General features: G+C 55.5%; 19 protein-coding genes. 12 read left to right on the top strand and 7 right to left on the bottom strand.

Features of this window, described 5'->3' with window-relative positions; translation table 11 throughout:
- Window position 1: 1 nt before the first annotated feature.
- Window positions 2-688 (bottom strand): GntR family transcriptional regulator, encoded by a 687-nt coding sequence (locus GJ699_RS09430; protein WP_154375426.1) that lies wholly within the window; start codon window positions 686-688, stop codon window positions 2-4.
- 64 nt (window positions 689-752) lie between these two features.
- Window positions 753-1,697, bottom strand: coding sequence for a dihydrodipicolinate synthase family protein (locus tag GJ699_RS09425; RefSeq protein ID WP_154375424.1), 945 nt, complete (start codon window positions 1,695-1,697; stop codon window positions 753-755).
- Window positions 1,698-1,918: 221 nt separating this feature from the next.
- Here GJ699_RS09425 and GJ699_RS09420 point away from each other — a divergent pair, with 221 nt between their 5' ends.
- Window positions 1,919-4,669 (top strand): M16 family metallopeptidase, encoded by a 2,751-nt coding sequence (locus GJ699_RS09420; protein ID WP_154375422.1) that lies wholly within the window; start codon window positions 1,919-1,921, stop codon window positions 4,667-4,669.
- Between the two features lie 33 nt (window positions 4,670-4,702).
- On the opposite strand, the gene infA is transcribed toward GJ699_RS09420, so the two are convergent.
- Entirely contained in the window at window positions 4,703-4,969 is a 267-nt protein-coding gene (infA, locus tag GJ699_RS09415; RefSeq protein WP_154375420.1) for a translation initiation factor IF-1, read from the bottom strand.
- A 322-nt stretch (window positions 4,970-5,291) separates the two neighbouring features.
- Between infA and GJ699_RS09410 the strand changes: the two genes are divergently transcribed.
- The gene (locus GJ699_RS09410; protein WP_154375418.1) at window positions 5,292-6,008 is read left to right on the top strand and encodes a hypothetical protein; all 717 of its coding nucleotides are present in this window, start codon (window positions 5,292-5,294) and stop codon (window positions 6,006-6,008) included.
- A gap of 51 nt (window positions 6,009-6,059) precedes the next feature.
- A complete protein-coding gene (locus GJ699_RS09405) occupies window positions 6,060-8,171 on the top strand; it encodes a TonB-dependent siderophore receptor (RefSeq protein WP_154375416.1) in 2,112 nt (703 codons plus the stop codon).
- Here the strand turns inward: GJ699_RS09405 and GJ699_RS09400 are convergent.
- The 3 genes from GJ699_RS09400 to GJ699_RS09390 form a co-directional block, all read right to left on the bottom strand.
- On the bottom strand, window positions 8,164-9,126 hold the full coding sequence (locus GJ699_RS09400; RefSeq protein ID WP_154375414.1) for a FecR domain-containing protein: 963 nt from the start codon (window positions 9,124-9,126) through the stop codon (window positions 8,164-8,166). The two genes, GJ699_RS09405 and GJ699_RS09400, sit on opposite strands and share 8 nt — an antisense overlap.
- Entirely contained in the window at window positions 9,123-9,638 is a 516-nt protein-coding gene (locus GJ699_RS09395) for a sigma-70 family RNA polymerase sigma factor (RefSeq protein WP_443093237.1), read from the bottom strand. The genes GJ699_RS09400 and GJ699_RS09395 overlap by 4 nt, the downstream gene beginning before the upstream one ends.
- Before the next feature lie 91 nt (window positions 9,639-9,729).
- A complete protein-coding gene (locus GJ699_RS09390) occupies window positions 9,730-12,159 on the bottom strand; it encodes a TonB-dependent siderophore receptor (protein WP_229262034.1) in 2,430 nt (809 codons plus the stop codon).
- Window positions 12,160-12,316: 157 nt separating this feature from the next.
- Between GJ699_RS09390 and GJ699_RS09385 the strand changes: the two genes are divergently transcribed.
- The 3 genes from GJ699_RS09385 (at window position 12,317) to GJ699_RS09375 (ending at window position 16,080) form a co-directional block, all read left to right on the top strand.
- A complete protein-coding gene (locus GJ699_RS09385; protein WP_154375410.1) occupies window positions 12,317-12,925 on the top strand; it encodes a TetR/AcrR family transcriptional regulator in 609 nt (202 codons plus the stop codon).
- A gap of 100 nt (window positions 12,926-13,025) precedes the next feature.
- A complete protein-coding gene (locus GJ699_RS09380) occupies window positions 13,026-13,706 on the top strand; it encodes a type 1 glutamine amidotransferase domain-containing protein (protein WP_154375409.1) in 681 nt (226 codons plus the stop codon).
- A gap of 502 nt (window positions 13,707-14,208) precedes the next feature.
- Window positions 14,209-16,080, top strand: a complete 1,872-nt coding sequence (locus tag GJ699_RS09375) for a pentapeptide repeat-containing protein (RefSeq protein ID WP_154375406.1) — start codon at window positions 14,209-14,211, stop codon at window positions 16,078-16,080.
- 196 nt (window positions 16,081-16,276) lie between these two features.
- Here the strand turns inward: GJ699_RS09375 and GJ699_RS09370 are convergent, their stop codons facing one another.
- Entirely contained in the window at window positions 16,277-17,032 is a 756-nt protein-coding gene (locus GJ699_RS09370; protein ID WP_154375404.1) for a hypothetical protein, read from the bottom strand.
- Between the two features lie 713 nt (window positions 17,033-17,745).
- Here GJ699_RS09370 and GJ699_RS09365 point away from each other — a divergent pair.
- The 6 genes from GJ699_RS09365 to GJ699_RS09340 all read left to right on the top strand — a co-directional run bounded on the left by GJ699_RS09365 (window position 17,746) and on the right by GJ699_RS09340 (window position 25,783).
- On the top strand, window positions 17,746-17,958 hold the full coding sequence (locus tag GJ699_RS09365) for a DNA-binding protein (protein WP_154375402.1): 213 nt from the start codon (window positions 17,746-17,748) through the stop codon (window positions 17,956-17,958).
- Between the two features lie 305 nt (window positions 17,959-18,263).
- Window positions 18,264-19,163 (top strand): TnsA endonuclease N-terminal domain-containing protein, encoded by a 900-nt coding sequence (locus GJ699_RS09360; protein WP_154375400.1) that lies wholly within the window; start codon window positions 18,264-18,266, stop codon window positions 19,161-19,163.
- Window positions 19,151-21,373, top strand: coding sequence for a TnsB C-terminal domain-containing protein (locus GJ699_RS09355; RefSeq protein WP_154375398.1), 2,223 nt, complete (start codon window positions 19,151-19,153; stop codon window positions 21,371-21,373). The genes GJ699_RS09360 and GJ699_RS09355 overlap by 13 nt, the downstream gene beginning before the upstream one ends.
- A gap of 161 nt (window positions 21,374-21,534) precedes the next feature.
- The gene (locus GJ699_RS09350; RefSeq protein WP_229262033.1) at window positions 21,535-22,644 is read left to right on the top strand and encodes an ATP-binding protein; all 1,110 of its coding nucleotides are present in this window, start codon (window positions 21,535-21,537) and stop codon (window positions 22,642-22,644) included.
- A gap of 80 nt (window positions 22,645-22,724) precedes the next feature.
- A complete protein-coding gene (locus GJ699_RS09345) occupies window positions 22,725-24,521 on the top strand; it encodes a TnsD family Tn7-like transposition protein (RefSeq protein WP_195763507.1) in 1,797 nt (598 codons plus the stop codon).
- Between the two features lie 20 nt (window positions 24,522-24,541).
- On the top strand, window positions 24,542-25,783 hold the full coding sequence (locus tag GJ699_RS09340) for a TniQ family protein (protein WP_154375392.1): 1,242 nt from the start codon (window positions 24,542-24,544) through the stop codon (window positions 25,781-25,783).
- The last annotated feature ends 2 nt before the right edge of the window (window positions 25,784-25,785 follow it).

The raw sequence follows: 25,785 nt of genomic DNA, 5'->3' as shown, positions 1-25,785 counted from the left end.
ATCAGGATTTGGCGCGGCGACGCGCCAGAATGAATCGTTCCAGGTCGGTGCAAGCGTGCTCGATATGACGCTTGAGCAGGGCGGCGGCGGCCTTCACTTCGCCGCTGCGGCACAGGCGCACCAGCTCCTCGTGCTCTTCCTCGGCCTGACGGCAGCTTTCAGCACTCAGGGATAATTGCAAACGCGTGTAGCGATCAGTCTGCTGCAGCAACGTGGCCACGATGGCCATGGTGCGCGGCTGATCGGCGCGCGACAGCAGCACATCGTGCAGGCGCGTGTTGAGCTCGCCCCAGCGCGTGCTGTGCTGGGCATGCAGCTCCTGCTTGTACTCGGCCAGAATGGTATCCAGTTCGGCGAAATCGGCGGCCGTCAGGCGCGGCGCCGACTTCTTCAACAACAGCGGCTCCAGCAAGCCGCGCAACATGAACAGCTCGCTGATTTCATCGATCGACAGCTCGGACACCACCGCACCCTTGTGCGGGATGATCCTCACCAGTCCCTCGCCCTCCAGCTGCACCAGCGCCTCGCGCAGCGGAATCCGGCTAATGCCGAACTCGGCCGCCAGCGCATCCTGACGCAGCGATGAACCTTCCGCCAGCTCGCCGGACATGATCTTGTGACGCAAGGCATCCGCAGCCTGCTCGGCCACCGTCCTTACTGCAAAACCAGGCGCTTTCGGAGAATTCATTGCGAGCGATAAAAATGAAGAGCGCAGATTATACCGCCCCGCCTGGGGGCGGCTGGGTTGACGCTTAGGCCGCCACTTCCTTCGACCACTGGGCGTACCAGTTGCGGAACAGCGAGTACTGGGTTTCCGCGTAGTTGCGCTGGGCGTCGCTCAGCGCATCGGTTTCATTGAAGTGCAGCGTGTATTCCAGGTCGCCGTTCAGCACCATCAAGTGTTTGTAGAACAGCACCAGGTCGGTGCCTTCGTCGAACGACGACAGCACAGCCAGCGCGGCTTCCAGTTCGCGGGCCTGACGGCGCGCGGTGACATCGCCAGCGGCGGCCTTGCGGCACAGCGCCACCAGTTGCAGCACTTCACGCGGCAGCGCATTGCCGATGCCGGTGATGGCGCCGGTGGCGCCGCAGTTGACGAAGCCGTGGAACACCTGGGTATCCACGCCCACCATCAGCGTGACGTCGCTGTCCTGGCTGGTGATGTTTTCCGCCGCGTAGCGCAAGTCGGCGCCGCCGCCGAATTCCTTGAAGCCGATCAGGTTAGGGTGCTTGGCGCGCAGCGCGAAGAACAGGTCGGCGCGGGTGGCGAAGCCGTAGTACGGGCTGTTGTAAATCACCGCCGGCAGCTTCGGCGCGGCTTCCAGGATGGCCGAGAAGTGCGCCTTCTGCGCCGTGGCCGACGAACCGCGCGACAGCACGCGTGGAATCACCATCAGGCCATGCGCGCCAACCTTGGCGGCGTGGGCGGCGTGCGACACCGCTTCCTTCGAATTGACGGCGCCGGTGCCGACGATGGTCGGGATGCCTGCGGCGACCAGACGGGCCACGCCTTCCTGGCGTTGCGCTTCGGTCAGCAGCGGCCAGTCGCCCATCGAACCGCAGTACACCACGGCGCTCATACCGGCGTCGATCAGCTCACGGCCTTTTTTGACCAGCGCGTCGAAGTCAGGGGTGCGGTCTGCCTTGCAAGGCGTCATCAGGGCCGGAATAGTGCCGGTGAAAATGTTGTCGCTCATGGTGTTTCCTTGTGTGGTGGGGAGATGCGAGCATCATACTTCGACTGCATATTTTATACAATATAAAATTCCAATCGATGCTAAGTACATGATTTAAAAGAAATCAACTCTGTCACCTTGATGAATCTGACGTCCGAAAAATAATAAGCAACGAAAATCCCCAACTTTGCTTAATAAACAATAGAATGCATGATCGCCATCGCACACAGAGGAGATACCGCATGACCATGTTCTTCCGCCGCACCGCGCTCGCGGCTTCGATTGCCCTGTTGTCCTTCAACGTTTCGGTGCACGCCGCCGCAAAATCGGAAATCGCCATTCCGGACATTCCATACACCAAGTTCGTGCTGAAGAACGGCTTGACGGTGCTGGTGCACGAAGACCACAAGACACCGGTGGTGGCGGTCAACACCTGGTATCACGTCGGCTCGAAAAATGAAAAGCCCGGCAAGACCGGCTTCGCCCATCTGTTCGAACACCTGATGTTCAGCGGCAGCGACAATTTCAATCACACCTATCTGCAAGCGATGGAGCGCATCGGTGCGACCGGTCTGAACGGCACCACCAACACCGACCGCACCAACTATTTCCAAAACGTGCCGACCTCGATGCTGGACTATCTGCTGTTTGCCGAGAGCGACCGCATGGGCCATCTGCTTGGCGTGCTGGACCAGAAAAAACTCGATCTGCAGCGCGGCGTGGTGCAGAACGAAAAGCGTCAGGGTGAGAATCGGCCGTACGGCGTGGCGTATCAGCTGATCACCGAGAACACCTATCCGGCCGGCCATCCCTATTCGTGGACGGTGATCGGTTCGATGAAAGATCTGGATGCCGCTTCGATGAGCGACGTGCAGGAATGGTTCAAGACCAATTACGGCCCTAACAACGTCACGCTGGTGCTGGCCGGCGACATCACGCCGGAGCAGGCGCGGCAAAAGGTCGAACAATATTATGGCGAGATCCCGGCCGGCCCGCCGCTGGCCAAGCAAGCGGAATGGATCGCCAAGCGCACTGGCACCCATCGCCAGACCGTGCAGGACCGCGTGCCGCAAGCGCGCCTGTACCGGGTGTGGAATACGCCGCGCGGACAAACGCAAGCCGACGCCTTGCTGGACCTGACCGCCAAGATTCTCGGCGGCGGCAAGACCTCGCGCTTCTATAAACGCCTGGTCTACAAGGATCAGCTGGCCACAGGCGCCGAGGCCGCGCAGGCCACGGCGGAAATCGGCAGCCAGTTCTATGTCGAGCTGACCGCGCGTCCCGGCGTCGACATGCGCAAGCTGGAGCAGGGCGCCGATGAGGAAATGCGCGCGCTGATGAAATCGGGCCCGACCACCGCCGAACTGGAGAACGCCAAGACCGCCATCCTGGCCAGCTATACCCGCATCGTCGAACGCGTGGGCGGCTTTGGCGGCAAGAGCGATGTGCTGGCCGCGTGCCAGACCTTTACCGGCAATCCCGATTGCTACAAGGATTATCTGAAAACGGTCAAAGCGGCGACGCCGGCGCAGATCAAACAAATCATGCAGCAGTGGCTGTCCGACGGCGACTACGTGCTGGAAGTACAGCCGTACCCGACCGATCTGTCCGCCACGGCCAAGCTGGACCGCAGCAAGGAACCGGCGCTGGGCCATCCGGAATCGCTGAAGCTGCCGGCGATGCAGCAAGCCACCTTGTCGAACGGCTTGAAAGTCGTGCTGGCCGAGCGTCACGCCGCGCCGGTGGTCAATGTGTCGATGCTGGTCGATGCCGGTTATTCGTCCGATACGCCGGACAAGGCCGGCCTGGCCGGCGTGGTGCTGCGCATGCTGGAAGAGGGCACCACCACCCGCACCGCGCCCCGGATTGCCGAGGAGTTTGAATCACTGGGCGCCGACTACGCCGCCAGCAGCAACATCGATGGCGCGTTCATCCAGGTCAACGCGCTCAAGGCGACCTTGCCGAAAGCGCTGGACGTCTACGCCGACGTGCTGCTGCACCCGGCGTTCGCGCAACATGAGCTGGACCGGATGAAGCAAGATCAGCTGGCGCTGATCCAGCGCGAAAAGACCAATCCGAGCACCATGGGCTACCGCGTCATCCCTTCCCTGGTGTATGGCAAGGACCACGCCTATGCGCTACCCAACGCGGGCACCGAAACGGCCGTCGCCGGCCTGACGCGCGACGACCTGGTCAAATATCACCAAACCTGGTTCAAGCCCAACAACGCCACCCTGCTGGTGGTGGGCGACACCACGCTGGCGGAAATCACGCCGCTGCTGGAAAAAGCGCTGGGCGGCTGGAAGGCCGGCGAGGTGCCGAAGAAAACCATCGCCGTCGTGCGGCCACCGGAAAAGCCAGTGGTCTACCTGATGGACAAGCCGGGCGCGCTGCAAAGCGTGATCTACGGCGCGCAACTGGCGCCGCCGCGCAACTCGCCGGAGTCCTTGCCGCTGCAAGTGGTGAACAACATCTTTGGTGGCACCTTCAGCTCGCGCATCAATATGAATCTGCGGGAAGACAAGCACTGGTCGTATGGTGTCAACGCGCGGCTGCTGCCGGCGATTGGTCAGCGTTTGTATCTGAGCAGCTCGCCGGTGCAGACCGACAAGACGCGCGAATCGCTGCAGGAACTGGTCAAGGAATATGCCGCCATCGCCGGCGCCAAGCCGATCTCTGCGGCGGAACTGAAGAATGCGCAAACCAACGAAACGCTTGCACTGCCGGGCTCGTTTGAAACGGCCGGCCAGTTGTCTGGCGCCTACAGCAACATCCTGCAATACAAGCTGCCGGAAAACTACTACAACACCTTCACCGACAGCGTGATGGCGCTGACGCCTGAACAGGCCAACGCACTGGCCGCCAAGGTGATCGCCCCCGGCCAGCTGACGTGGCTGGTGGTGGGCGACCTGAGCAAGATCGAAGCCGGCGTGCGCGAGCTCAATCTGGGCGAGGTGCGCAAGATCGACAGCGACGGCAACTTGCTGCCATAACGAGGCGCGGCGCGAGCCGTGCCGCGCTGGCTATCAGCGGCTGGGCCGGAAGGTCCGGCGTGGCTTCGCCTGTTTGGGCGTATCGAGGTGGCGGAAGGTGATGCGGCCCTTGCTCAGGTCATACGCCGACAATTCCAGCGTGACGCGATCGCCGGCCAGGATGCGGATGAAATTCTTTTTCATCCGGCCGGCCGCGTACGCGATCAGCAGATGGCCATTTTCCAGTTCGACGCGGTAGCGGCTGTCCGGCAGTACTTCCTGAACCACGCCAGACATTTCAATCAGATCTTCTTTAGCCATCGCTTACGCCTCCCGTGCCAGTAAAAATTGGAGCGTTCCAGTGCGTGTATTCATGTGCTAATCCTTTTTTGTAGACGAACAAACCCAGTTCTCAAGTAGAGAGCCAGTGGTCGAGGATCGGACAGAAGCGGCCAGGCGGCCGGGACAGGAAAGAAACAGGACGGTGACAAAGTACTGAAGTGGAAGCGGCAGTGTATAGGAAATTGCACGAATCGCCTAATCTCGTTGTCGGTCTGACAGGTTCCCTTTTTTAATTCTGATGTGTCAAAGGGACCATCGAGGAAGATTTTCTTCCTTGCGTCATTCAGATTGCGAAAAACACATGAAACCACTCAAGTTCCTCTCCTCCCTGCTACTCATTCCCCTGATCCTGCTGAGCAATGCGTTTGCCGGCGAGAGCCAAACCGTCCCTTCTGCCGGCCTCAAGAAAGTGCTGCTGGTCGTGCGCATGGAAGGCAAGAGCCTGCCTATCGATCAAAAGATACAGCAACACCTGGCATCACGCGGCTATGCCGTCACCGTGCACAGCCAATACGATCCGATCGATGCCGCGCTGGACACCGACCTGGTCATCCTCTCCTCCACGGTTCGATCGCGCGATCTGCTGGGCGCATATCGTAACGTGACCGCGCCCATGCTCACCTGGGAAAGCGACCTGCTCGACGACCTGGGCATGACCGCCAAGCGTGCCGACACCGATTTCGGCAAGGTGGAAAAAGAACGCTACGTATGGCTGGTCAATGCGCCGCATCCATTGGCAGCGGGGCTGCCGGCCGGCGTGCTCAATGTCTACGAAAAGCCTGCTGCAATGAACTGGGGCAAACCCGGTCTAGGTGCCGCCACCATCGCTACGGTATATGGCCAGCCGGATAAAGCCGTCATTTTCGGCTATGAAAAGGGCGCCACCATGGACTACGAGTCGCTGGCCCCCGCGCGTCGGGTCATGTTTTTCCTCGATAACGAAACCTTCACCAATCTTTCCCCTTCCGGACTCAAGCTGTTCGACGCCGCCGTTGATTGGGCGATGGGATCGCACTAACTCCACCACATTCTTATTCACTATTCTCGGTAACAACAGATGGAACTCGCAATGACTAACAAATTATCCCAACGCCGGACGCACGTGCTTCTTGGCATCTCGTTGATGTCGGCCGCCTTGCCGATGTCAGCACGGGCGCAAAGCAACGATCAGGCAGACTCGGTACTCCCTCGCATCCAGGTCCTGGGGGAGAAAAAACAGGACAACGAACACGACTACACGGCACGCACCGCCCCGAGCGTGTTGCGATCGGATGCCTCTTTATTCGAGACAGCGCAGTCGGTCACCGTGGTCACCGGGCAGCAGATCGAGGAACGGCAGGCCAAATCGGTCGCGGAGGCGCTGGATGGCGTGGCCGGCGTCACCAGCGGCGCCTATGGCCGACGCGGCTGGGATGACTTTATGATTCGCGGGCAGATTTCCTCGGCACAGACGTATGTCGATGGACTGCGGACGCAAAATTCCACCAACGTGCTGCGCGCCGAGGATATCTTTGGCCTGAGTTCCATCGAGGTCGTCAAAGGCCCGACCTCGGTCGGCTTTGGCATGGCGCTGCCTGGCGGTCTGGTCAATCTGACCACCAAGCGCCCGCAAGCGGACAGCTTCTTCAACGCTGGTCTGAGCTACGGTAGCTATGATCAGAAAGACGCCACCATCGATCTGAACGTTGCCCCCAAGGGCAGTAGCAAAGGCGCGTATCGCCTGGTGGCGCATGTGTCCGATCAGAATGACCCAACCGACCATGTGTACTTCAAGAGCCAGTACGTGGCAGGGTCATACAACTTCGATCTGAATGCCAGCAATGAGCTGTCGGTGATTGCCAGCTACCAGCACCGCGAGTACATCCGCAACCAGGGGGTTCCGCTGAACTGGTCGGAGAAATATGGGCGCAGCATCTTTGTCGGTGAGCCGGATCGGCCATACAAGGTTGACGTCTACCGCTTGGGCAGCAACTACACGCACTATTTCAGCGACGGCTGGACCTTTAAACAAAACCTGACCGTTACCAGCGGCAGCAGCTGGACCAACTCGGTGTTTGCCGCCGGCGCGGCCAAGTTCCCCCTCGTCGCGCGACAAATCAACAACCAGGACAAGCAGGATCTGAATGTAGCGATGGACAATTACTTCCAACGCAGTTTCGATTTCGGCCGGGTCAAGTACGACATCGTCACCGGTCTCGACACGATGCGGGAACGCAGCGATTACTATCAGCGCGTTGACAGTGTGAATGCACTCAACGCCGACACGCTGGTGTATGGCATCACGTCGATCAAGCTGGGAACGCCATCTCGCGACGTGACCTACACGCAAGATATCGGCCTGTACCTGCGCAATACGATCAAGATCGACAATCGCTGGATCGTTGGCTTGTCCGGCCGCCAGGACTGGGCGCGGGTGAAGGTGCAGCATCTGCTGGGCGGCGCCGATGCGATCAACTCGAATACGGCCTTCACCGGCAATGCCTCGCTGATGTACCGCATCAACGATGCCTTCGCGCCGTATGCCAGCTATGCGACGTCGTTCATGCCGGGAACCGATCTGGGCGCCAATGGCACCTTGTTAAAGCCCGAAACCGGCAAACAGACCGAAGTCGGCATGAAGTTCCAAGGGTATGAGCAACGCTTGCAGGGCTATGTCTCAGCCTATGATCTGACGCGCCAAAACGTCACGGAAAGCGATGCCACCCTGGGTTACTCGGTGCAGACTGGCGAACAGGTCACCAAAGGTTTCGAAGCTGAAGTCGCGGCCTCGCTGACCAAGCAATGGAATATGTCCGCGTCCTATAGTTACATTCCGTTCGCGAAGACGACCGAGAGCCTGACCACGAGCGATATCGGCAAGCGGATCAATCTTGTTCCTAAGAATTCGGTTGGATTATTCACCCGATACTATTTCAGCCCCAACAAAATGGGTTGGAACGCGGGCGCGAATGCGCGCTTCCAGAGTGCTCGCACGGCACAACGGGGTGTCAACTATGTCGCTCTGGCCGAACACACCGTGTTCGACGCGAATGCCGGATATGAGGCAGGTGCCTGGAGTGTGAACTTTAGTATCAAGAACCTGTTCGACAAGGAATACATCCAGGGCACGACGCCGGCCGCGACACTGATCACTTTCGGCAGCCCGCGGACGTTTCTCCTGACCGCAAAGCTGGCTATGTAGAGACTGGTTCCAAGGTCACCCACCAAGGCATCAATCGGTCTACCCGCACTGGTAGAGATTTCTCCAGTGCGGCCAGAATGCGATCAGTATCATCCAACGGATAGCTGCCAGTGAGCAGCAAATCGCCAATGTCGGGATTGCAGCCAAGATGGCCCTTGCGATAGCGGGCCAAAGTGGCGATGAAATCGTCCAGCCGCATGCGGTCCACACTAAGGCGCTTGCGGATCCAGGCGCTTTGCTGCTCATCCGTTGGTTTGGCGTCACCGATCCAGTCGGGGTTAAATTGCAGTTGCGTGCCGGCCTCCACTATTCGAGATCCGCCATTCACCTGGTCGATGCTGACCTTTCCTTCGTACACCGCTAAAAGCGAGCTGGAGTTATCGCGATGCACGCGAAAGCGCGTCCCCAAAGCGGTCAGACGACTACCTGGTAAATCAACCACCAGCGGTCCGGACTCTGGCACAGGACGATGGCCGCTGCGCATGAGGATTTCGCCCCGCTGCAGTACGACGCGGCGCAGGCCTGGCGCGAAATCAATGTCGAGCGCGCTGTCGGTATTCATCCACAACACCGAACCATCCGCCAGCGCGAGTTGCCGCATCTCGCCAACTGCGGTGCGTTCGCCCGCCGTCATCGCCAGCAGGTAGTCGCGGCTTTCGCGCCGCATCACGGCAGTACCCAGCGCTACGGTCGACGCCAGCACTAACAGTTTCTTTACCGCCGAGCGGCGAGCTTGTGGTTGATTGAGTGCGGCCAATGCGGGCTTGGCAGGAAGGATGGCGAATTCACGGCTCACCGCCTGGATCTTCTCCCAGGCCAGCCTGTGCTCCGGCGCGGCGTTGATCCACTGCTGCCATTGCGCGCGTTCGAATGCCGCCACATCCTCTGCCTGCAACTTGGCAAACCATTCAGCGGCCTGCCGTAGCGCGGCATGCTGTTGGCGCGACTGGGTCATGGCGCGTCGGCCATCAAGGCACACTGGAACATGGCCTGTGCCATATATTTTTTGACCATACGCTCGGAAATACTCATTTGGGATGCGATCGCCGCGTACGGCATTCCTTCCAGCTGCGACAGCAGAAACACCTGGCGCGCTTTATCGGACAGGCCGCGCAACATATCGTCGAGCCGGCGCAAAGTGTCCATCATGGTGGCCTGCTCTTCCGGCGATGGTGCCAGCAACTCGGGCTGCGCCGCTAACGCGGCCAGATATTCGCGTTCCAGCGCCACGTGACGCCAGTGATTGGCCAGCAAGTTGCTGGCCACCCTGCTCAAATAGGCGCGTGGTTCGCGTAAGTCCGCTGCGGTATCGGCCGACAAGACGCGAACGAAAGTATCCTGGGTTAAGTCGGCGGCGCCGCTGCGGCAGCCAAGCTTGCGCCACAGCCAATGAAACAGCCAGCCGTGGTGCTCCCGATAGACTTCAGAAAAGGCATCCTTGTGGACAGGGTGGCGGGCGATCAACACAGCGACTCGGAGACTGGAAGGAAATGATAATCATTCTCACACAAAACCACCGCACCTGTAAATAACCCGTTTGCCTAAAAAGTACGCACGCTTAAAAGTCCAGCGTGGTCAATAAGGAAACCTGTCGGCTGTCGCCGACCGACACGAAGTACTTATTCACGCTGGATGGATAGTAATGCCGGTCGAACAGGTTCTTCACATTCAGCTGGAAGCGCACGTTGCGGCCGCCGATGCGCGTGTCGTAAGTGGCAAACGCATCGGCCACGGTATAGGCCGGCAGGATGAAGCTGTTGGCCGAATCGCCGGCACGCTTGCCAACATAGTGGGCGCCGAGGCCGCCGCGCAGTTTGTCGCCTCCAAACACCTTGCCGGCGTCATACGCCACCGACAGCGCAGCGGTCTGGCGTGCGACGTTCCATAAGCGGAAGCCCCGATAGAGCGGATCGCGGGTGGTGACGGCATCGGTGTAGGCAACGCCACCGATGAGATTCCAGTTCTGACTGAGGCGGCCGGAAATATCGGCCTCCAGTCCACGCGAACGCGCTGCGCCAGCGGCGCGCCAATCCGTCAGCTTCGTAACATCGTTGAATTGCGAGACCAGCACGTTCTGCTTGTCGATATTGAATAGCGCCACGCTGCCCGAAAAGCCGGCGGGATCGGCAAATTTGGCGCCGGCCTCCCAGGTTCTAGCCTGCTCCGGCAGCACGGCGGAATCGATCACCACGCCGGTGCTCAGCGGTGCGATGGTGGAGGCTGGCTTGAGTGACTCGGTGTAGCTGGCGTATAAGGACCAGATCGGCGTCACCTTGTGCACCAGGCCCACTTTAGGTAGCCATTTCGAACTGTCGGTATTGGTGTTGGCTGAGAATGGGCGGCCTCTCCCGGCGATCTGGCGATACTCCTGATAACGCCCGCCGACCGAGACAATCCAGCGCTCGGTCAGGTAAATACTGTCTTGCGCGAATATCGAGCGATCATGCAGCTGGTCGCTTTGGTCGCTATCGCTTGCGGAAACAGTTGCCGATGGCGACTCGGTGCCGTACACCGGATTCAGGTAAGAGAAAATGCTGGTGGTGGCCTGTCGCAACAAGTCAGCGCGAAAGATGCGGCGGTATTCGATATCACTGCCGATTTGCATCTCGTGGTGCAAGCCCGCCAGGTCCAGCGCGCCTTGCAGGTAGAACAAGCCGTAGCTGTCGGTCGAGATCGCACCATGCGTGGCATCGTTGCTGCGCACCAGCGTGCTGGTGGCAACGTTGATGCCGTTGACGCGCAACTGATTGGCATCGTAGGTCTCACGATTGTAGCTGACGCCAAGATGGGCCTTCCAATACTGGTTCAACTGCCGGTCCAGCGTGAGTTGGGCAAGGTCGGAGCGGCCGTCCATTTCATTAAAGGGTTCGTCCAGGCGACGCGTGATCGGGATGTCCAGCGGGGCGTTGGTACGTGGATCCAGTGCGGTGCCACGGTCGAAAGGGTAAAGGAACTGCCGATGCTCATAGGACAGCAGCAGCTGGGTATCCTTGCCGTACCAGGCCAGCGACGGCGCGAACAAGGTCTCTCGATGGCGGCCGAAGTTGCGCCAATAGTCTTCGTTGAGATGATCGACGATGACACGATAGTTCAGGCCGGTCTCGGCGAGCGGACCGGTGCTGTCGAGCGTTATGCCGCCGCCATTCTTGCCTCGACCATAAGTTGAGCCCAGCAGCGACAAGCTGGTGATCTGTTCCTGCAGCGGCTTTTTACTCACGACATTGATCACGCCGCCAGGGTCCATGATGCCGTACAACAGCGAGGCCGGCCCCTTCAACACCTCGACACTCTCGGCCGCCGCATTCATGCCACGCCCCTGCACCAGCGGCATGCCGTTGTGCATGATCGATCCATCGCGATTACCGCCAAAACCTCGCTTCATGATGGTGTCCTGGGTGCTGGCCAAGGTATTACCTTGAGTAATGCCGCTAACGTTAGCAAGCGCATCATCCAGATTACGCGGCCGCTGATCGCTAATCACCTGGGCCGCAACCACGTTCAGCACCTGGGGCGCATCCAGCGTGCTCATGTCGGAATGCAACGCGGATTTACTGGGCACTGGCCGGTAGCTACCGTCTGGCTGGGTCGAACGTTCGCCTAGTACCACCACTTCCGCCATCGGCAGCGACTCGATGGCGGTCACGGTCTTGGGGGGCGCGTCGACCTTTGCAGGTGCTGCCGGACGGAGTACAAAGCTGCCGTCGGCCTGAGCCACTGCGGTTAAACCGCTGCCGCTCAATAGCTGCGCCAGGCCTTGCGATGGGGTGGCCACCAGATGCAAGCCCGCGCTGGTTTTATCCTGGACCAGCCGGGCATCCGACGACAGCAGAATATTGGCCTGATCCGCAAACTGGCGTAATACAGATCCAAGTGGGCCGGGCGCAATATCGAAGCGCTGCGTCGGCGTTTGCGCCGCAGCGGCACCTGCCAGCAGCAAGCCAAGCGTGAGCGCTAAAGGACGTAAAGCAGGAAAACCTGATGCGGACATGCTGAGATCCATTTCGTGCCAGTTGATGATTACCAGCCTCTGACACGCCAGCGCTCAAAAAGGGAACTCTAGGCTGCTCGCGATGGCGAAATCAACAGCTGAAATATTTTTACGATTTTACTAGACGACTAGTCTAATTGCGTTTATATTGAAGTCCATGAACACGACACACACCTCCGAAACCAGCGACGTACGAGCGAATATTCTCGCCACGGGCCAACGCCTGATGGCCGGAAAGGGCTTCTCGGCTGTCGGGCTGAATGAAATCCTGAGCGGCGCCGGGGTGCCCAAGGGATCGTTCTACCATTATTTCGGTTCAAAGGATGCGTTCGGCGAAGCGTTGCTCGACAGTTATTTCGATGACTATCTGGCGGAACTGGATGCCGCGTTGGCGCAACCAGACATGACCATGGCGCAGCGTGTGATCGCTTACTTCGAGGTCTGGCAGCAAACCCAGTCGTTCTTCGATTGCCAGGGCAAATGCCTGGCGGTCAAGATGGCGGCCGAGGTGGCGGACTTGTCGGAAGCCATGCGGCTGTCGATCAAGCGCGGCACGTCAGGCATCGTCAGCCGCCTGGCGGCAGCGCTAGAAACCGGCGTGGCCGAGGGTTCGCTGAGCATCGATTCCGACGCCGCCAGCACCGCGCAAAGCCTGTATCAGTTATGGCTGGGCACCAGTGTGATGGTCAAGATAGAGCGCAACATCGAGCCGTTCGATACGGCGATGAGGACCACGCGCCAGATTCTGCATCTTTCTGCTGTTTAAGGAAGGGTGGACAAGCATTTCCGTTGAAGTGCTTTTTTGACTCACTTACTAGACGACCAGTCTAATATATTAATGTAGTACTTACCTTTGGAGAAATATCATGAAAAAAGTTTTGATGGTTCTGACCTCGCACGACAAATTGGGCAACACCGGCCGCAAAACCGGCTTCTGGCTGGAAGAGCTGGCAGCGCCGTATTACACCTTCAAGGATGCCGGCGTGGAAGTCGTGCTGGCCTCGCCACTGGGCGGTCAACCACCGCTGGATCCGAAAAGCAATGAGCCGTCGTTCCAGACCGACCTGACGCGCCGCTTCGAAAACGACGCCGCAGCCACCGCGCAACTGGCCACCACCGTGCGCCTGGATGCCATCAACCAGGCCGACTTCGACACCGTGTTTTACCCAGGCGGCCACGGCCCGCTGTGGGATTTGGCTGAAGATAAAAACTCCATCACGCTGATCGAGTCCTTCCTCGCCGCCAACAAGCCAGTGGCGTTGGTCTGCCACGCACCTGGTGTGCTGCGTCACGTCAAGACGCCGGCTGGCCGGCCGCTGGTCGAGGGCAAGCAAGTCACCGGCTTCACCAATACCGAAGAGGAAGCGGTCGGACTGACCAATGTGGTGCCGTTCCTGGTCGAGGACGTACTGAAAGCCAACGGCGGCGTGTATTCGCAAGGTGCAGACTGGGCCTCGTACGTGGTCAGCGACGGTTTGCTGATCACCGGCCAGAACCCGGCCTCGTCGTCGGCCGCCGCAGCGCTGCTGCTCAAGTATTCCTTCTGAATATAGTCGTAAATTAGTCAGGGGCAAAAATTGATCTTGCCGTGGCACGAGGACTGGCTAAAGTCGTAAATTAGTACTACTGCAAGCTGCAATTTTTGCAGGATTTGCTTAATAAAGTCGTAAATTCGATCGCATAGCTGCAAGAACGAATCTTGGGCATTAATCAGCTTTCGGAGCGTTTGCTGGAAATCACAGTCGATGGCACGCTGCGGCGCTACGAAGGTAACAGCAGCGTCGAGCTACGTCTAGCCCCGGCCGGCATGAACTGGAGTTTGCCGGCCGGCTCACGACTGGCGCCAGCTTCAGCCGGCGCAGCATCGCCACCGCCGTCAGCGACGAGGTCCAGGAGGCGACGTTGCGTATCGGTGGCGGCAACGCGGTGTATTTGAGAACATTTTAGAGCTCCTTCAACCGCTGTTGCGGGGGCGCCACACACTACTCTTGGCGCGGACGCTCGGTGCTACGATGCCTGCTGCTCACCTGCAGCCACTAAGGAAGAACGATGGCGACCGCTGGACTCACGGATGAATGCCTGTTCGCCACTATCGACGAAAGCGCGAAAAACACGCGCCAGATGCTGTATGTTTACCTCGGCTTGATTTCCTATGCCGCGATCACAGTAATCGGTGCATCGGATCGGGAGTTGGTGCTGAACGGCACGGTACGGCTGCCGATCGTCGATGCCAACATCCAACTGAGCCTGTTCTATTTTCTGTGCCCCGCGCTGGTGATGCTGTCGTTCACGCATCTGCAATTGCATATCATCGAACTGAAGCATCTGCTGATGCAGGTCGCCGATCCCACCACACTCGAACAGCGAGTTTACCCATGGCTCCTGGTGCGCGCGCTCTTATTGCTGAACCGGAAGATACCCAAGCGTTTCGGCGACCGCCTGGGGATAGCGCTGACCGTGACCAGTGCCTATCTGTCCCTGCCGTTGATGTTGGCGATCTTTGCCATCAGCTACGCCCGCACTCATGCGCCCGTGCTGACCTACCTGCTGGCATTGCTGCCACCGCTCGGCTGCGCTGTAGCGCTGGGATTTTTTATCCAGGTGCTCGACCTGTCGTTGCGCGATTTGCGACGCAAGCTCGCGACGCGGCCGCTATCCCTAGTGTTGGCCGCGCTCGCCCTCGTCGGCGCGCTAACCCCGGCGTGGGAGCTGGCCGTCGTCGTGATATACCTGATTCCGTTCGTTTTGCCTCTATCGCTTGCCTTGCTGCTCGCGGCGCCGATCGCCGCCATGCTGGAGCGGCGATGGGGGTGGACGCCACCGCACCGCGCGGCACGCTCGCTCCTCGCCGCTTCCGGGCTGTTGTTCCACACCATCGTCTGCATCTTCGTCAGCGCGCTTGTGCACGACCACAGTGGCGCCACCACGGCCTTGATCGGGTTGGTAATCGCGCTCCATCTGTACGGCAGCTACGTTGCGGTATTACTAGCGTCGCAGCGGCGCTTACCCGTGGCTCCCATGCTCGTCGGAATCGTGTTGGTGGCCAGTAGCTGCATTTTCCATCTGGTCTGGCTGTCCAATAAAGGCGAGGGACTGTCGCTGGACCTGAGCCACCAGAACCTGGTCGGCGAACGCGCAGCCGATGGGGCGAAAACGCCCGTTACGCCCATCGACCTGCAATGGGCGCACCTGGAGGGCGCTAAGTTTTCATCGGCCGTCCTCACCGATGCACTTCTTAACAAAGCATTTCTGCGCAATGCCGATTTCAGCAAGGCGCGCCTGGACGGCGCGGACCTGAGTGGCGCGGACCTGAGCGGCGCGACGTTCAACGATGCAAGCATGCGCGGGGTCACATTGAACGGTCCGGCCCCTATCGAGCATGCCCGGTTCGAGAACGCCCGCCTCGATGGCGCGACGGTCTCCGATCTGGATTTACGCTATGTGTATCTGAAAAATGCCCGATTCGACGGCGCCAGCCTGGTCGGAGTTTCCCTGAATGAGAGCCACGATCTGACGGCAGCCCAGGTACTGGCAGCCGGGAAGTTGAGTTACTCCTACATGAGCGAAGCAATTGAACGCAAGGTTATCTCAGCAAAGCCCGCGCTGCTGTTCTCCGATGCGCTGATGCGCTTCGACTCGCACGAAGAGTTCGTCGCGGCCTTGCTGCAGTCCGTACCGGAGCACGGTGCCCTGAGCCGTGAGCGCCTGTGCGAACGCGGCAGCCTCAGACTTTGGCACCCCTCGGCTGCCAAAGCGTCATACCGCACGCAAGCGCAGCAGGATTTTGCCTGCGCCAACACTCTGGAACGGTTGCAGCAACTCGGCGTACTGAAGTCACTTCCCGACGGCTCGTTTGAAATCGCCGACACGGCACTGGTACGCGACGCGAGGGCGCTGCAGCATTCCAAACCTCAGCAGTAAGACCTGTACCGTTGCTGTTGAATTGCGACCTAAATTGACCCGTTACGTTTAACCCTTAGATTGCACATCGTGTCGCCTCGGATACGGCCGTTCGCGCAAAGACATGCGTTAATGCAGAATGCAAATCATGCCCTTGAAGTGGATGGAAATTAGGTACAAATCAACAGGTCATTCTTGTTCGCTCCAATTATGAGGTCTATGCCTTCGTCGATGCCACACTAAACTCAAGGCCGGCAATAACGCGATCCATTCGTTGTTGTAGGCTGAAGGAGTATAGATTCATGAAATGGAAGAGGATGATCATCGGCACAAGCATAACCGCCCAACTCCCCGTCGGTGAGATCGACAGCTGGTTCCAGAGCAGAAGTACCGCGCCCAATGCTGGAAACAGACCGAGTTTATCGATACTTCCCGAAAGAGTTCCTCCCCGCTTTTCTAATCCCATACGATGATATTGGTAATGTTTAGCGACATAGCGAACCGCAGCTGGATCACACTGCGCGAGATCCGAGACCATTTGCAAATCGAAGGTAGTTGACGCGCGAAGCTGTATAAAGAAAAATCCGAAAGGAGCCTTCGTGAGTTGGTAAAAAGTTGGTATGGAGATCAAAACTTCGGATAGTAAGATCGTAACGCCACATATCTCTGCCAGTATTCCTAAGGCCAGAGCCATGGGAAACAGGGTCGATCGCGGTAGATAGTCCTTGAGCAACATCATGACTCCCAACAAGAGACAAAATGCGATGCCCGCCCATATCATCTTTTTTTTATGTGTCTCTACGAAGTCAACGACCTTTTTCCATTTCCCAGAGTGCTCATCATTTAGCGCTGAACGAGGAACGGGCGTCGAGGTGGCCTTTTCAACAATCAACATAACCTTATTGATCTCTGATTGCAGAATTAGATCGGTTGCGTTGTTAATATCGACGCCTTGCAAGTCATTTGGAAGCATAAGTGGCCCTTAGTAATTTGCCAAAATTGGCATAACACAAGTTATGGGCGAATTTCCCAAAAGAAAGGTTGCGCGATCAAATCTTGTCTACTGCGGCGCAAGCACCAGTTGGTGTGCACTTGATGCGTATCCCACAGATAAGGAGCGCAGAAATAGATGGATGAAGAATGTTACGACGAATACTGATGAACTCATTTTGCAGCGGGAATGTCATCTTTGAGCTCAACTCGCGAGCTAGGTTATGGTATTTGCAACTCTGTTCGTTTACTCGCAGAATTGGCCAATTCCAATTGACCCGCCTTCCACTTCCTTGCGAGCGCCACCGCGCGGTTGTATGACCCTTCGTAGCCGAGTTCTTTCAGGTTCAGATGGAGCTGCTTCAAGTTGCGCCGCTGCTTAGTGGCATGTAGTCTCGGCTTGTGCCAGCCCGATAGCTGCACCGAGTACTTATCCAAGCCTCTGAATGGTCGCCACTCCACATAAGAGAGCTCTGTAGACCTCGCCCTTCGTACTAGGTTAGTCCGAGCCAAAGGAGCCTCCTAACAGGTGCTGAAGTTGAGATCTACAATAACTGCAACACTAAATTTAATTTAGCGTTGCAGTTATTGTAGAAAACAATGTTCTTGCGTTTGTCTAAAGTTTGGATCAAAATTTGACCGGCGTGCCGAAAATGGCTGCGGCGCGCCACACCACGACCACTTCACCGCCCCCCAATGACACTTGACCAATCTGCCAAAAATTACTTCCGCCTTGCCGGTGTGACCATCGTTGATTGGGCGGTGAACAACGGGTTTAGCCCGGCTCTGGTCTATGCAGTGCTGAGCGGTCGTCGTAAATGCGTACGCGGCAAGTCATATGAGATTGCAATGGCGCTACAGGCCAAGATTCAAGAGGCTGAACACTTGGAGGAGAAAAAAATGGACTGACCCTCTGTAAGTAAAAAAGCGCCACCGGTTTGCAGACCGGCAGCGCTTGGGGATTGCTTACTTCTGCCCACAGCAGAAATTTACGCGTCGGTTCCTGGCGCGTCAATCCCCTTTTTGTTCGTTTTTGTCTAGTGCTCTCACCAGCAAGGCACCGGCACGCCTATTCGATCGAAATAAGGGAAGAAATCATGTATCAGATGTCCTCATCCAAGTGTCAGTCAACTGTCTGCCACAAACCAGATGCATCCGCTTCATTGAGCAACAAAAGCTCATGTGTTTTGCCGTTGTGCTGAAGGAGCGCCAACATGCGAACACAAAAACGATTTACGCCAGGTCTGCTGGAGCGCTTTAAACGGCTGGGACGAGGTAAAGGCGTCTATGGTGACTACGTACCATGGCATCAGGTCAGTAGAAGTGATCCGTCAAGCAAGGGGACTTCCCACTGCCCAGTGTGGGGCGGGCGTCATGTGGAATTGCTAAGCACAATAGAGCACATAGTTTTCTACTTCTGCACAATGGTCAGCGACGTCATTGATATACGTGACCAATTTCCGCTCTGCACAGACCAGTCTTCACATGAGCTATGCGCGTATGAAGCCGGCCGCCGCACGACTGAGCTCTATGCGGGAACTGTCGATATCGCCAACGAACTTGCGATAGCCCATCCGCTAGTGCGCGGGGAAGGGCGCTCTGCTCTTTGGGTGATGACGACTGATTTCTTGGTAACCCTGGATAGGCCCGCAGGGAAGCAACTACTTGCCGTTGCTGTTAAGACAAAAGATGCAATTATCGACGAACGCACAAAGCAGTTGCTGTCGATTGAACGTGCATATTGGATGGCACGAGGCGCCGAGTGGATCCTCATCACCCCTGATTTGTATGTGGAGCTCGCAGCAGACACGCTGATGAATACTTTCGGATGGGCGTTGGGCGAAAAATGCGATGACATGCAAATCCAATTCGTAACGGCGAATATCCACAAGCTCTCCGGAAAGTCACTCACTACCGCACTCAGTATCCTCGTCCAGGAGTTTCAGGACATGGACGTGGCGCAACGTGCCTTCTGGCAGACCGTTTGGTCGGGGTTGATGCCAGTGGACTTGCGGCGAGGCTGGAGGCCCCATCTGCCATTACATTTGTTGGAACCGTCGCTGTTTCGTGCATTGAACCCCGTCGAGTCGAGGAGGTCAGCATGGGCGTTCTAATACACAATCAATTAATTCAAATTACCAGTTCTGAGTTGGTCGGGGTCTTCAGAGTGGTATTTGACTTTCCATCCATTGGCAAGACATCCCTGGTGAGATTATCGCCTCCACCTCCTGACCAGCCAGAACGCCGCGGCCGCGCTAAGTCTACGTCTACGTCTACGCGCTCTAAGAAACCACCACCGCTACCGTTAGTGGGGACATTGCTTTGGGCGAATCGCGAGGATTTACTTTCTCTTGAAAGCGCAAAGTTGCTTGTGCCCATCGAGCTTGAGCGAGATCAGTTCAACATCTCTGAAGCCAGTAAGAAACTTTACGAAGAGCGAGTGAGCGCCATGGCTCCATTCCTCGATTTCGATCAACTGCGAAGCAGCATCCTGATCTCTGGAAATATTGGCTCGCTCGTTAAGGCAGTTGTAAACGTCGGCGCCCTCGCTGCCCCAACAGTCTACAAACTATGGTCTTTAATGTGCAGGTATGGCTTTACTGCAGAGAGTCTGATGCCTCGCATAAATCGTTGCGGCGCCCCAGGGAAGCATAGGCCATGTGATGTGAATGGCCGTCAAAAAGCTGGTAGGAAAACAGATAGGCAACGCACCGCCAGAGCCACTGGTCAAAATCTCCCGCCATCTCAACCGGGTATGAGTACGGACTGGCGCGCGCGAATTATGATGGCTGACAAGAAAATCGCATGTCCGAAGCCGAAGTTTCCAGATCGGTATACCCAAATCATCAACTCGCATTTCGTAACGCGCTTTAAAGATGAAAATGGGGTTCTTGTTCCAGGTGAACCAACTCAAGGCGAGTATCCGAACCTCGATCAGGTACGGCGGGTTCTAATGACGGATGTGCCACGTTTAAAGAGCCTATTTGAAAGCACGACTGCAGGACATTTTGCACGTAGCCTCAGGGGCTTGCTGTTTAAGAATTGGAAGAGGGTTCCAGGGCCTGGCCACACTTGGGGGATGGATTCGACAATCGGTGATGTTTATCTGAGATCCAGTATCAATAGGGCATGGATTATCGGCCGGCCAATCGTTTACGTAATCGTCGATTACTGGTCCACGGCGGTCGTTGGCTTCTATGTCTGCCTAGCCGGCCCCAGCTGGGACATGGCGAAGCTGGGCTTATTTTCCGCCGCAGCAGATCCACTACTCGTAGCTGATCTCTGGCAGTACGAGCCAATGCAAAGCCTCTTCCCAACCCCGACACTACCTGTGGTTGTGTTGACCGATCGTGGTGAATATCTGTCGCTTGCGGCAAAGCTGACGAGCTTCCAGTTGAAACTTTTAATGAGTTACACCCCACCTTACCGCCCCGATCTTAAAGGGTTAGTGGAGGTCCTTCATCGCATCAAAAAAGACAAGCAATATCACTGGGTTCCAGGTGCAATAGATGCCCGAAAAAAAGAATTCGAACTGCGACGCTTTAACCCGCACGAGGCGGTATTCACAATCCGAGAATACGTCGAATACCTCCAGATCATTTTTGCAGAATACAACCTGACAGCTGATCGTTCTCAACGGCTCGATCCACATATGATCGCTGCCGGCGTAACGCCGACACCAGCTGGTCTTTGGCGGTGGGGACACGAGGTCGGAATCGGTACGCGTAGAGCTTTCAGTCAATCAGATCTTATCACAACACTTCTTCCGCAAAACACAGCACGCGTAACTCGCTCAGGAGTTAACTTCTGTGGCCTAACGTATGAATCCGACGCAGTCAGTGAAGCACAATGGACCGCTTATGCAAGAAACTTCGGCGGCTGGAATATCGAGGCCCACCATTTTCCCGGCTCTGTGTCACGCATCTGGACGCCCAATATGGGTAAAAGTGGATTGCTGGACCTACGTTTATCCGAACAGGCAAGAGCATCAAAGGAGCAGACTCTGGACGAAGTATTGGACGCCTTCATGTATCGCAATGCAAGCAAAGCTGACATCGAACATGCGACCACTTTATTGAAGCTCGCGGCGGCTCAACGGGTCGCCAAACTTGTCGCTGGCGCGAAGGAGCAAACGCAAAACGCAGTTGATAAATACGACGGTGAAAGTCCGCCTATCGCTGAGTCACGCACAATGGAGCAACAGCAGCACAGCGATACTACCGCTCAACCGAAAACTCCAGACACTTCGTCAGACGAATCCGACGAGGCTTACGTCCGAATGATGCGAGACGTTATTGCCAAGGCTACTAGAGGGGCAACTTGATGAATCCACTTTACTCAAACGATCCATACGCAGGCAATGTACTAATTCCGGGACTCGGACCGATACTGTCGGGCCCGGACACATTAGCGGCCTTAACATATTTGCCGCTCCCGCCAGAGAACGTAGCTGACATACCAGTACATATTCGTCTGCACCATTTAATGGCACTTCGCGACCTGCACATTCCCTCACAGGAAGGTGCGCGGTTGCACCAGACAATCGATCTCATGATACGCCAAAGCTATCGCTACCGGAATCCAGAATCAGCGGAAACCTGGAAGTCAATAGGCGGCGAAACCAAGGCGAGTAAGCTGCTCCCAGCGCCTGCGGGTGCGGCCATGGTGACAGGATTTTCTGGCACGGGAAAAACGCAAGCCGTGCTGCGCAGTTTTGCAACCTATCCAAGTCAAGTTATCTATCACGAGCGCTTTCGCCATATGGCGGCAGGGCTGCATCAACTAGTGTACTTATCGACCGACGTCCCAGCAAGCGGGAAATCCGGTGACCTCGCAGCAAACCTGATGATGAGTTTTGATCAGGCCATGAACAGCTCCCGATTTAGCGCAACGTTACAAAGAAAGCGAAATGACGGAATGAAGATGCTGGATGAATGGAGGCAGGTCGCTTCGTCTCATTTCTTGGGCATCCTTCATCTTGATGAAATTCAAAATTTTTTTAAGATCCCTACACTTGAGCGGCGTCGTGCTGCAAAAAAATCTGAGCAGGGATTAGAACTCAGTATCGTGGAAGATTCTCTGTTGAAGTCGATCCTGAACTTTACAAACACCTCGCAAATCGCTTTGCTGCTTTCCGGCACTCCCGATGGAGTCGGCGCCATGACTAAGCGTATTGCCACGACCCAGCGATTCGTAGCACAGGGGTATCACCCATTCGCTCAATTTTCTGGAGGTAATGATCGGGAATTCCACAAAATCTTCTTTCCGGCTTTATGCCGATACCAGTATGCGAAGAAAACGATTCCCCATTCCGAAAACTTTGGGAACCTGATCATTGAGCTGACTGCAGGAATTCCACGAGTCGTCATTGCACTATGGATTGCCGCACACCGGGTTGCCTTTGAGCGGAGGAAGAACGACGATCTCAGCCCAGAGGATTTCAAAAAAGCGGCGCACACATATTTATCTCCATTAATGCCCGCCATCGCGTCGTTGCGCTCTCAAGACCCGAAAATAATGCGAAACTTCGAAGACTTAATGCCTCGAGAAGATGGATTCTGGTCGACGTTTTGGAACGACGTGAGACGCACCTGATGCACGCTATCAGTAACAGAGAACAACAGCATCGTCATTTAAATAAGAGCCTCAATTCGTCGAATTTTTCTGGAGTGGACATGGCCAGCACACCACATCTATTTTCCGAGAGCCCGCTGCTTACATGGATAGGGGATGAGACTTTATTTAGCCTAGTCAGCCGGTACCATTATTTCAGTGGCAGCAGATCCAATGATGCAACCAGTATGGCACTATTCGGCCACTCCCGTAGAGGCTATCAGCATGACCTGCCGGCAGGGATCGACGAATTCTGCCATCGTACTGAAGGACTATTTGGCACTGCATCTGAAATTTGCACACAGCGTACGCTGCTGTGCTACTACTCGAAATTTATAAATTCCGAAGATGAGCTAGCAGCTGTATCAGCAATGCGCAGCACAACAGTCACGGGACTGAAGTACCGCCTAGGAATTCTGACTAGCAGGTTTCGTGCACATCATCCGTTGAAAGCATGCCGACGATGCATGGCTGAAGATCTCGCCACAACAGGGTGGTCATATTGGCACATCGAGCACCAGTTTCCTGGTATCTGGGTCTGTGCAAAACACGGGCAATTTCTTTTGGAGTCAAAAGTAAAATCAAATGGCGTCGAGCGCTTCCTCTGGCATCTGCCCAAAGCAGACAATTTGTTGCCAGCGCCGCAGCTGGCGCCAGTGGCAATAAACGAATTGATGAAAAATCTTACTCGTCTAGCTCTTCTCACTAGCGATGTCATGGGATCTAAAGAGATTGTACGAATGGATCTGTCTTACCTGCATATCCTCTACCAGGCAGAGCTACGCCGACGTAACTTGTTGCTCTCGAATGAGCGCTTACCTCTATCAAAAATAGCCGCAGAATTCGAAGCGCACGTCAGACCATTTCGAATGGTGCATGAATTCGCAGCTCTGCCGGGCAATCCTGATCAGGCTTACTCGCAACTATCAAGGTATCTTCGCCATCCTCGCGCCGGTACTCATCCTTTGCGCCACCTCATCATGATTGACTGGCTGTTTGGTGACTACAAAAAATTTCTTGAAGCATGCCGCGCTGGCATGTCGCCGAGCATCTCAAATACCACGCTGCAATACACGGCATCGGCATCAGAAACGAAAGAGGATAGCCGAAAAGCAGAATTTTCAGCTGCAATTCAACAAGATCAATTGTCTGTAAGCGGGGCGGCGAAAAAGGTTGGTATAGATGTAGCCACCGGCATGGCATGGGCCACTAAGCTCGGCATTAAGTGCGACCGACGCCCAAAAAAACTCATGCCAACACGTCGAGCATTTTTGATCGAAGAGCTGCAACTGGGGATAGATAAAGCCGAAGCTGCAGCTCGCTATCAAATTTCAGTAGGCACGGTCACGCATGTATTACGGACGGAGGTTGGCCTCCACGCCGCTTGGAAAAAAATCCGCTTGGAATCAGCTTTGAATTCGGCTCGAAAACGCTGGGCAAATTTGATATCAGAGAATGCCGGCTTGGGCGTGAAATTTATTCGCAAACTTGAACCTGCCTTGTACGCTTGGCTTTATCGAAATGATAGGCATTGGCTTTCCGAGAACTCCAATCCACGATCTCACCCTGAATCATCCCGAGTTCTGCGTGCTCCATGGGATGAGCGGGACACAGCCCTCAGTTCTGCAATCGCTAACGCTATTCTTAAATTGGCTCCTAGGCTCGGAAACAGGTCACTGAGACTGTGGCATTTGTATCAGGAAATCCCTGAGCTACGAGCAAAACTGTCGGCGCTTCATCGGTTACCTCGCACTGCAGTTGCGATAGACAGGGCTTTGGGGGGCAAGGCAAAGCCGTCGAATGATCAGGCATCCGATGGTCAGGCCAAGCAACTCAGGATAGATCTTGATCCTACTTAATCCAATGAAAGGAACTAGCGTTGCTGATTCGACTTATACCCCTCGACGATGAGCTGGACCGATCTTATTTAGGTCGGTTAATGCGAATAAATGGCCAACGAAATGAGGTTGAGCTACTAAATTTGATTGCAAGGTGGGCGGGTTTTCCTGATAAAACACGAAGACAATTACCCGCCATCGAACTACTCGCTTTAGCGAGTGGAATGGAATTACAAGAATTTGTGCGAACTCACTCAACATTACCATATCGCCGATCAATTACATCTTACCTCCCGATGGTTGAGCATGGATGTCCGAAAAACAAAGATATGCTATTTATATCCGGAATTCGCTTGGCGCGTGATGGAGTATTTCTTTGTGAAAAATGTATTGAAAAAGATTTACTAAATGAAGGAATGTCTTATTGGCGACGAACTCACCAGCTACCAGGCGTAATGGTTTGCGATATCCATAATGAAACGCTTTTCTATACCAATGATAATGGTCATTTTTTATTTTCTCCCTTGCAAATCATAAAATCCGCGATAAGAATATCGGAAGATTTGGCAACCTCTGCTAGGAACAATGATGCTATAAGCCGTTTTCTGAAAATTGGTCGAGCATTGATGTCTAATTCGGCGCCCATTTCACATATTCGCAGTATGACCGCTTTGAGGAGTAAAATATCATGTATGGGATATCGTACCCACTGCGGCCCCTCAAATTCGCCTTTAATCAGCGACTATTTGGTAAAGACATATCCACATGTTTGGCTAAACTCTATAATTCCTGATTTATCAACAAAAAGTCCAGGCTCTATTTTTTACAGAATCGACGGAATTTTAAGTTTTACCAAATCCCCTAGTCCCGTCGCATCCTATTTATTGATTGCAGCAGCTATATTTTTTTCAGCAGAAGATGCATTAAAAAGCATTAACTCAAAGGATATAAGTTTTAAAAAAATGAAAGGGCAAGGAAGAGATAGAACTCGTGCAGATCTTCAGCGACGTTATATTCAAGCAAAAGGAAAACATCATGAAATGTATAGCAATAGTCTTGCAGCCCCTCCTTTGATGTCTTCTCACCTAAAAACGCTTGGTCTTCCTAATTTGATTGATGAAGATGGTTCATCAACTCTTATTGCAATGCGATCGTTCTTTTGTGATGGAAAATCTTTAAAAGAAAGTGCTAAGCTTGGCCGTGTACCAATAGATGCCGTTGAAGATTTAATTCGTCAGGCTGGAATTAATATTAATCTCGCGCTAAATGAAATTAGGCAATGAAA

This window comes from Duganella guangzhouensis, assembly GCF_009674535.1.
GTDB lineage: Bacteria > Pseudomonadota > Gammaproteobacteria > Burkholderiales > Burkholderiaceae_D > Rugamonas > Rugamonas guangzhouensis.
Note: the sequence above shows the minus strand (reverse complement) of the source record. Positions and strands in the feature narration are given on the sequence as shown.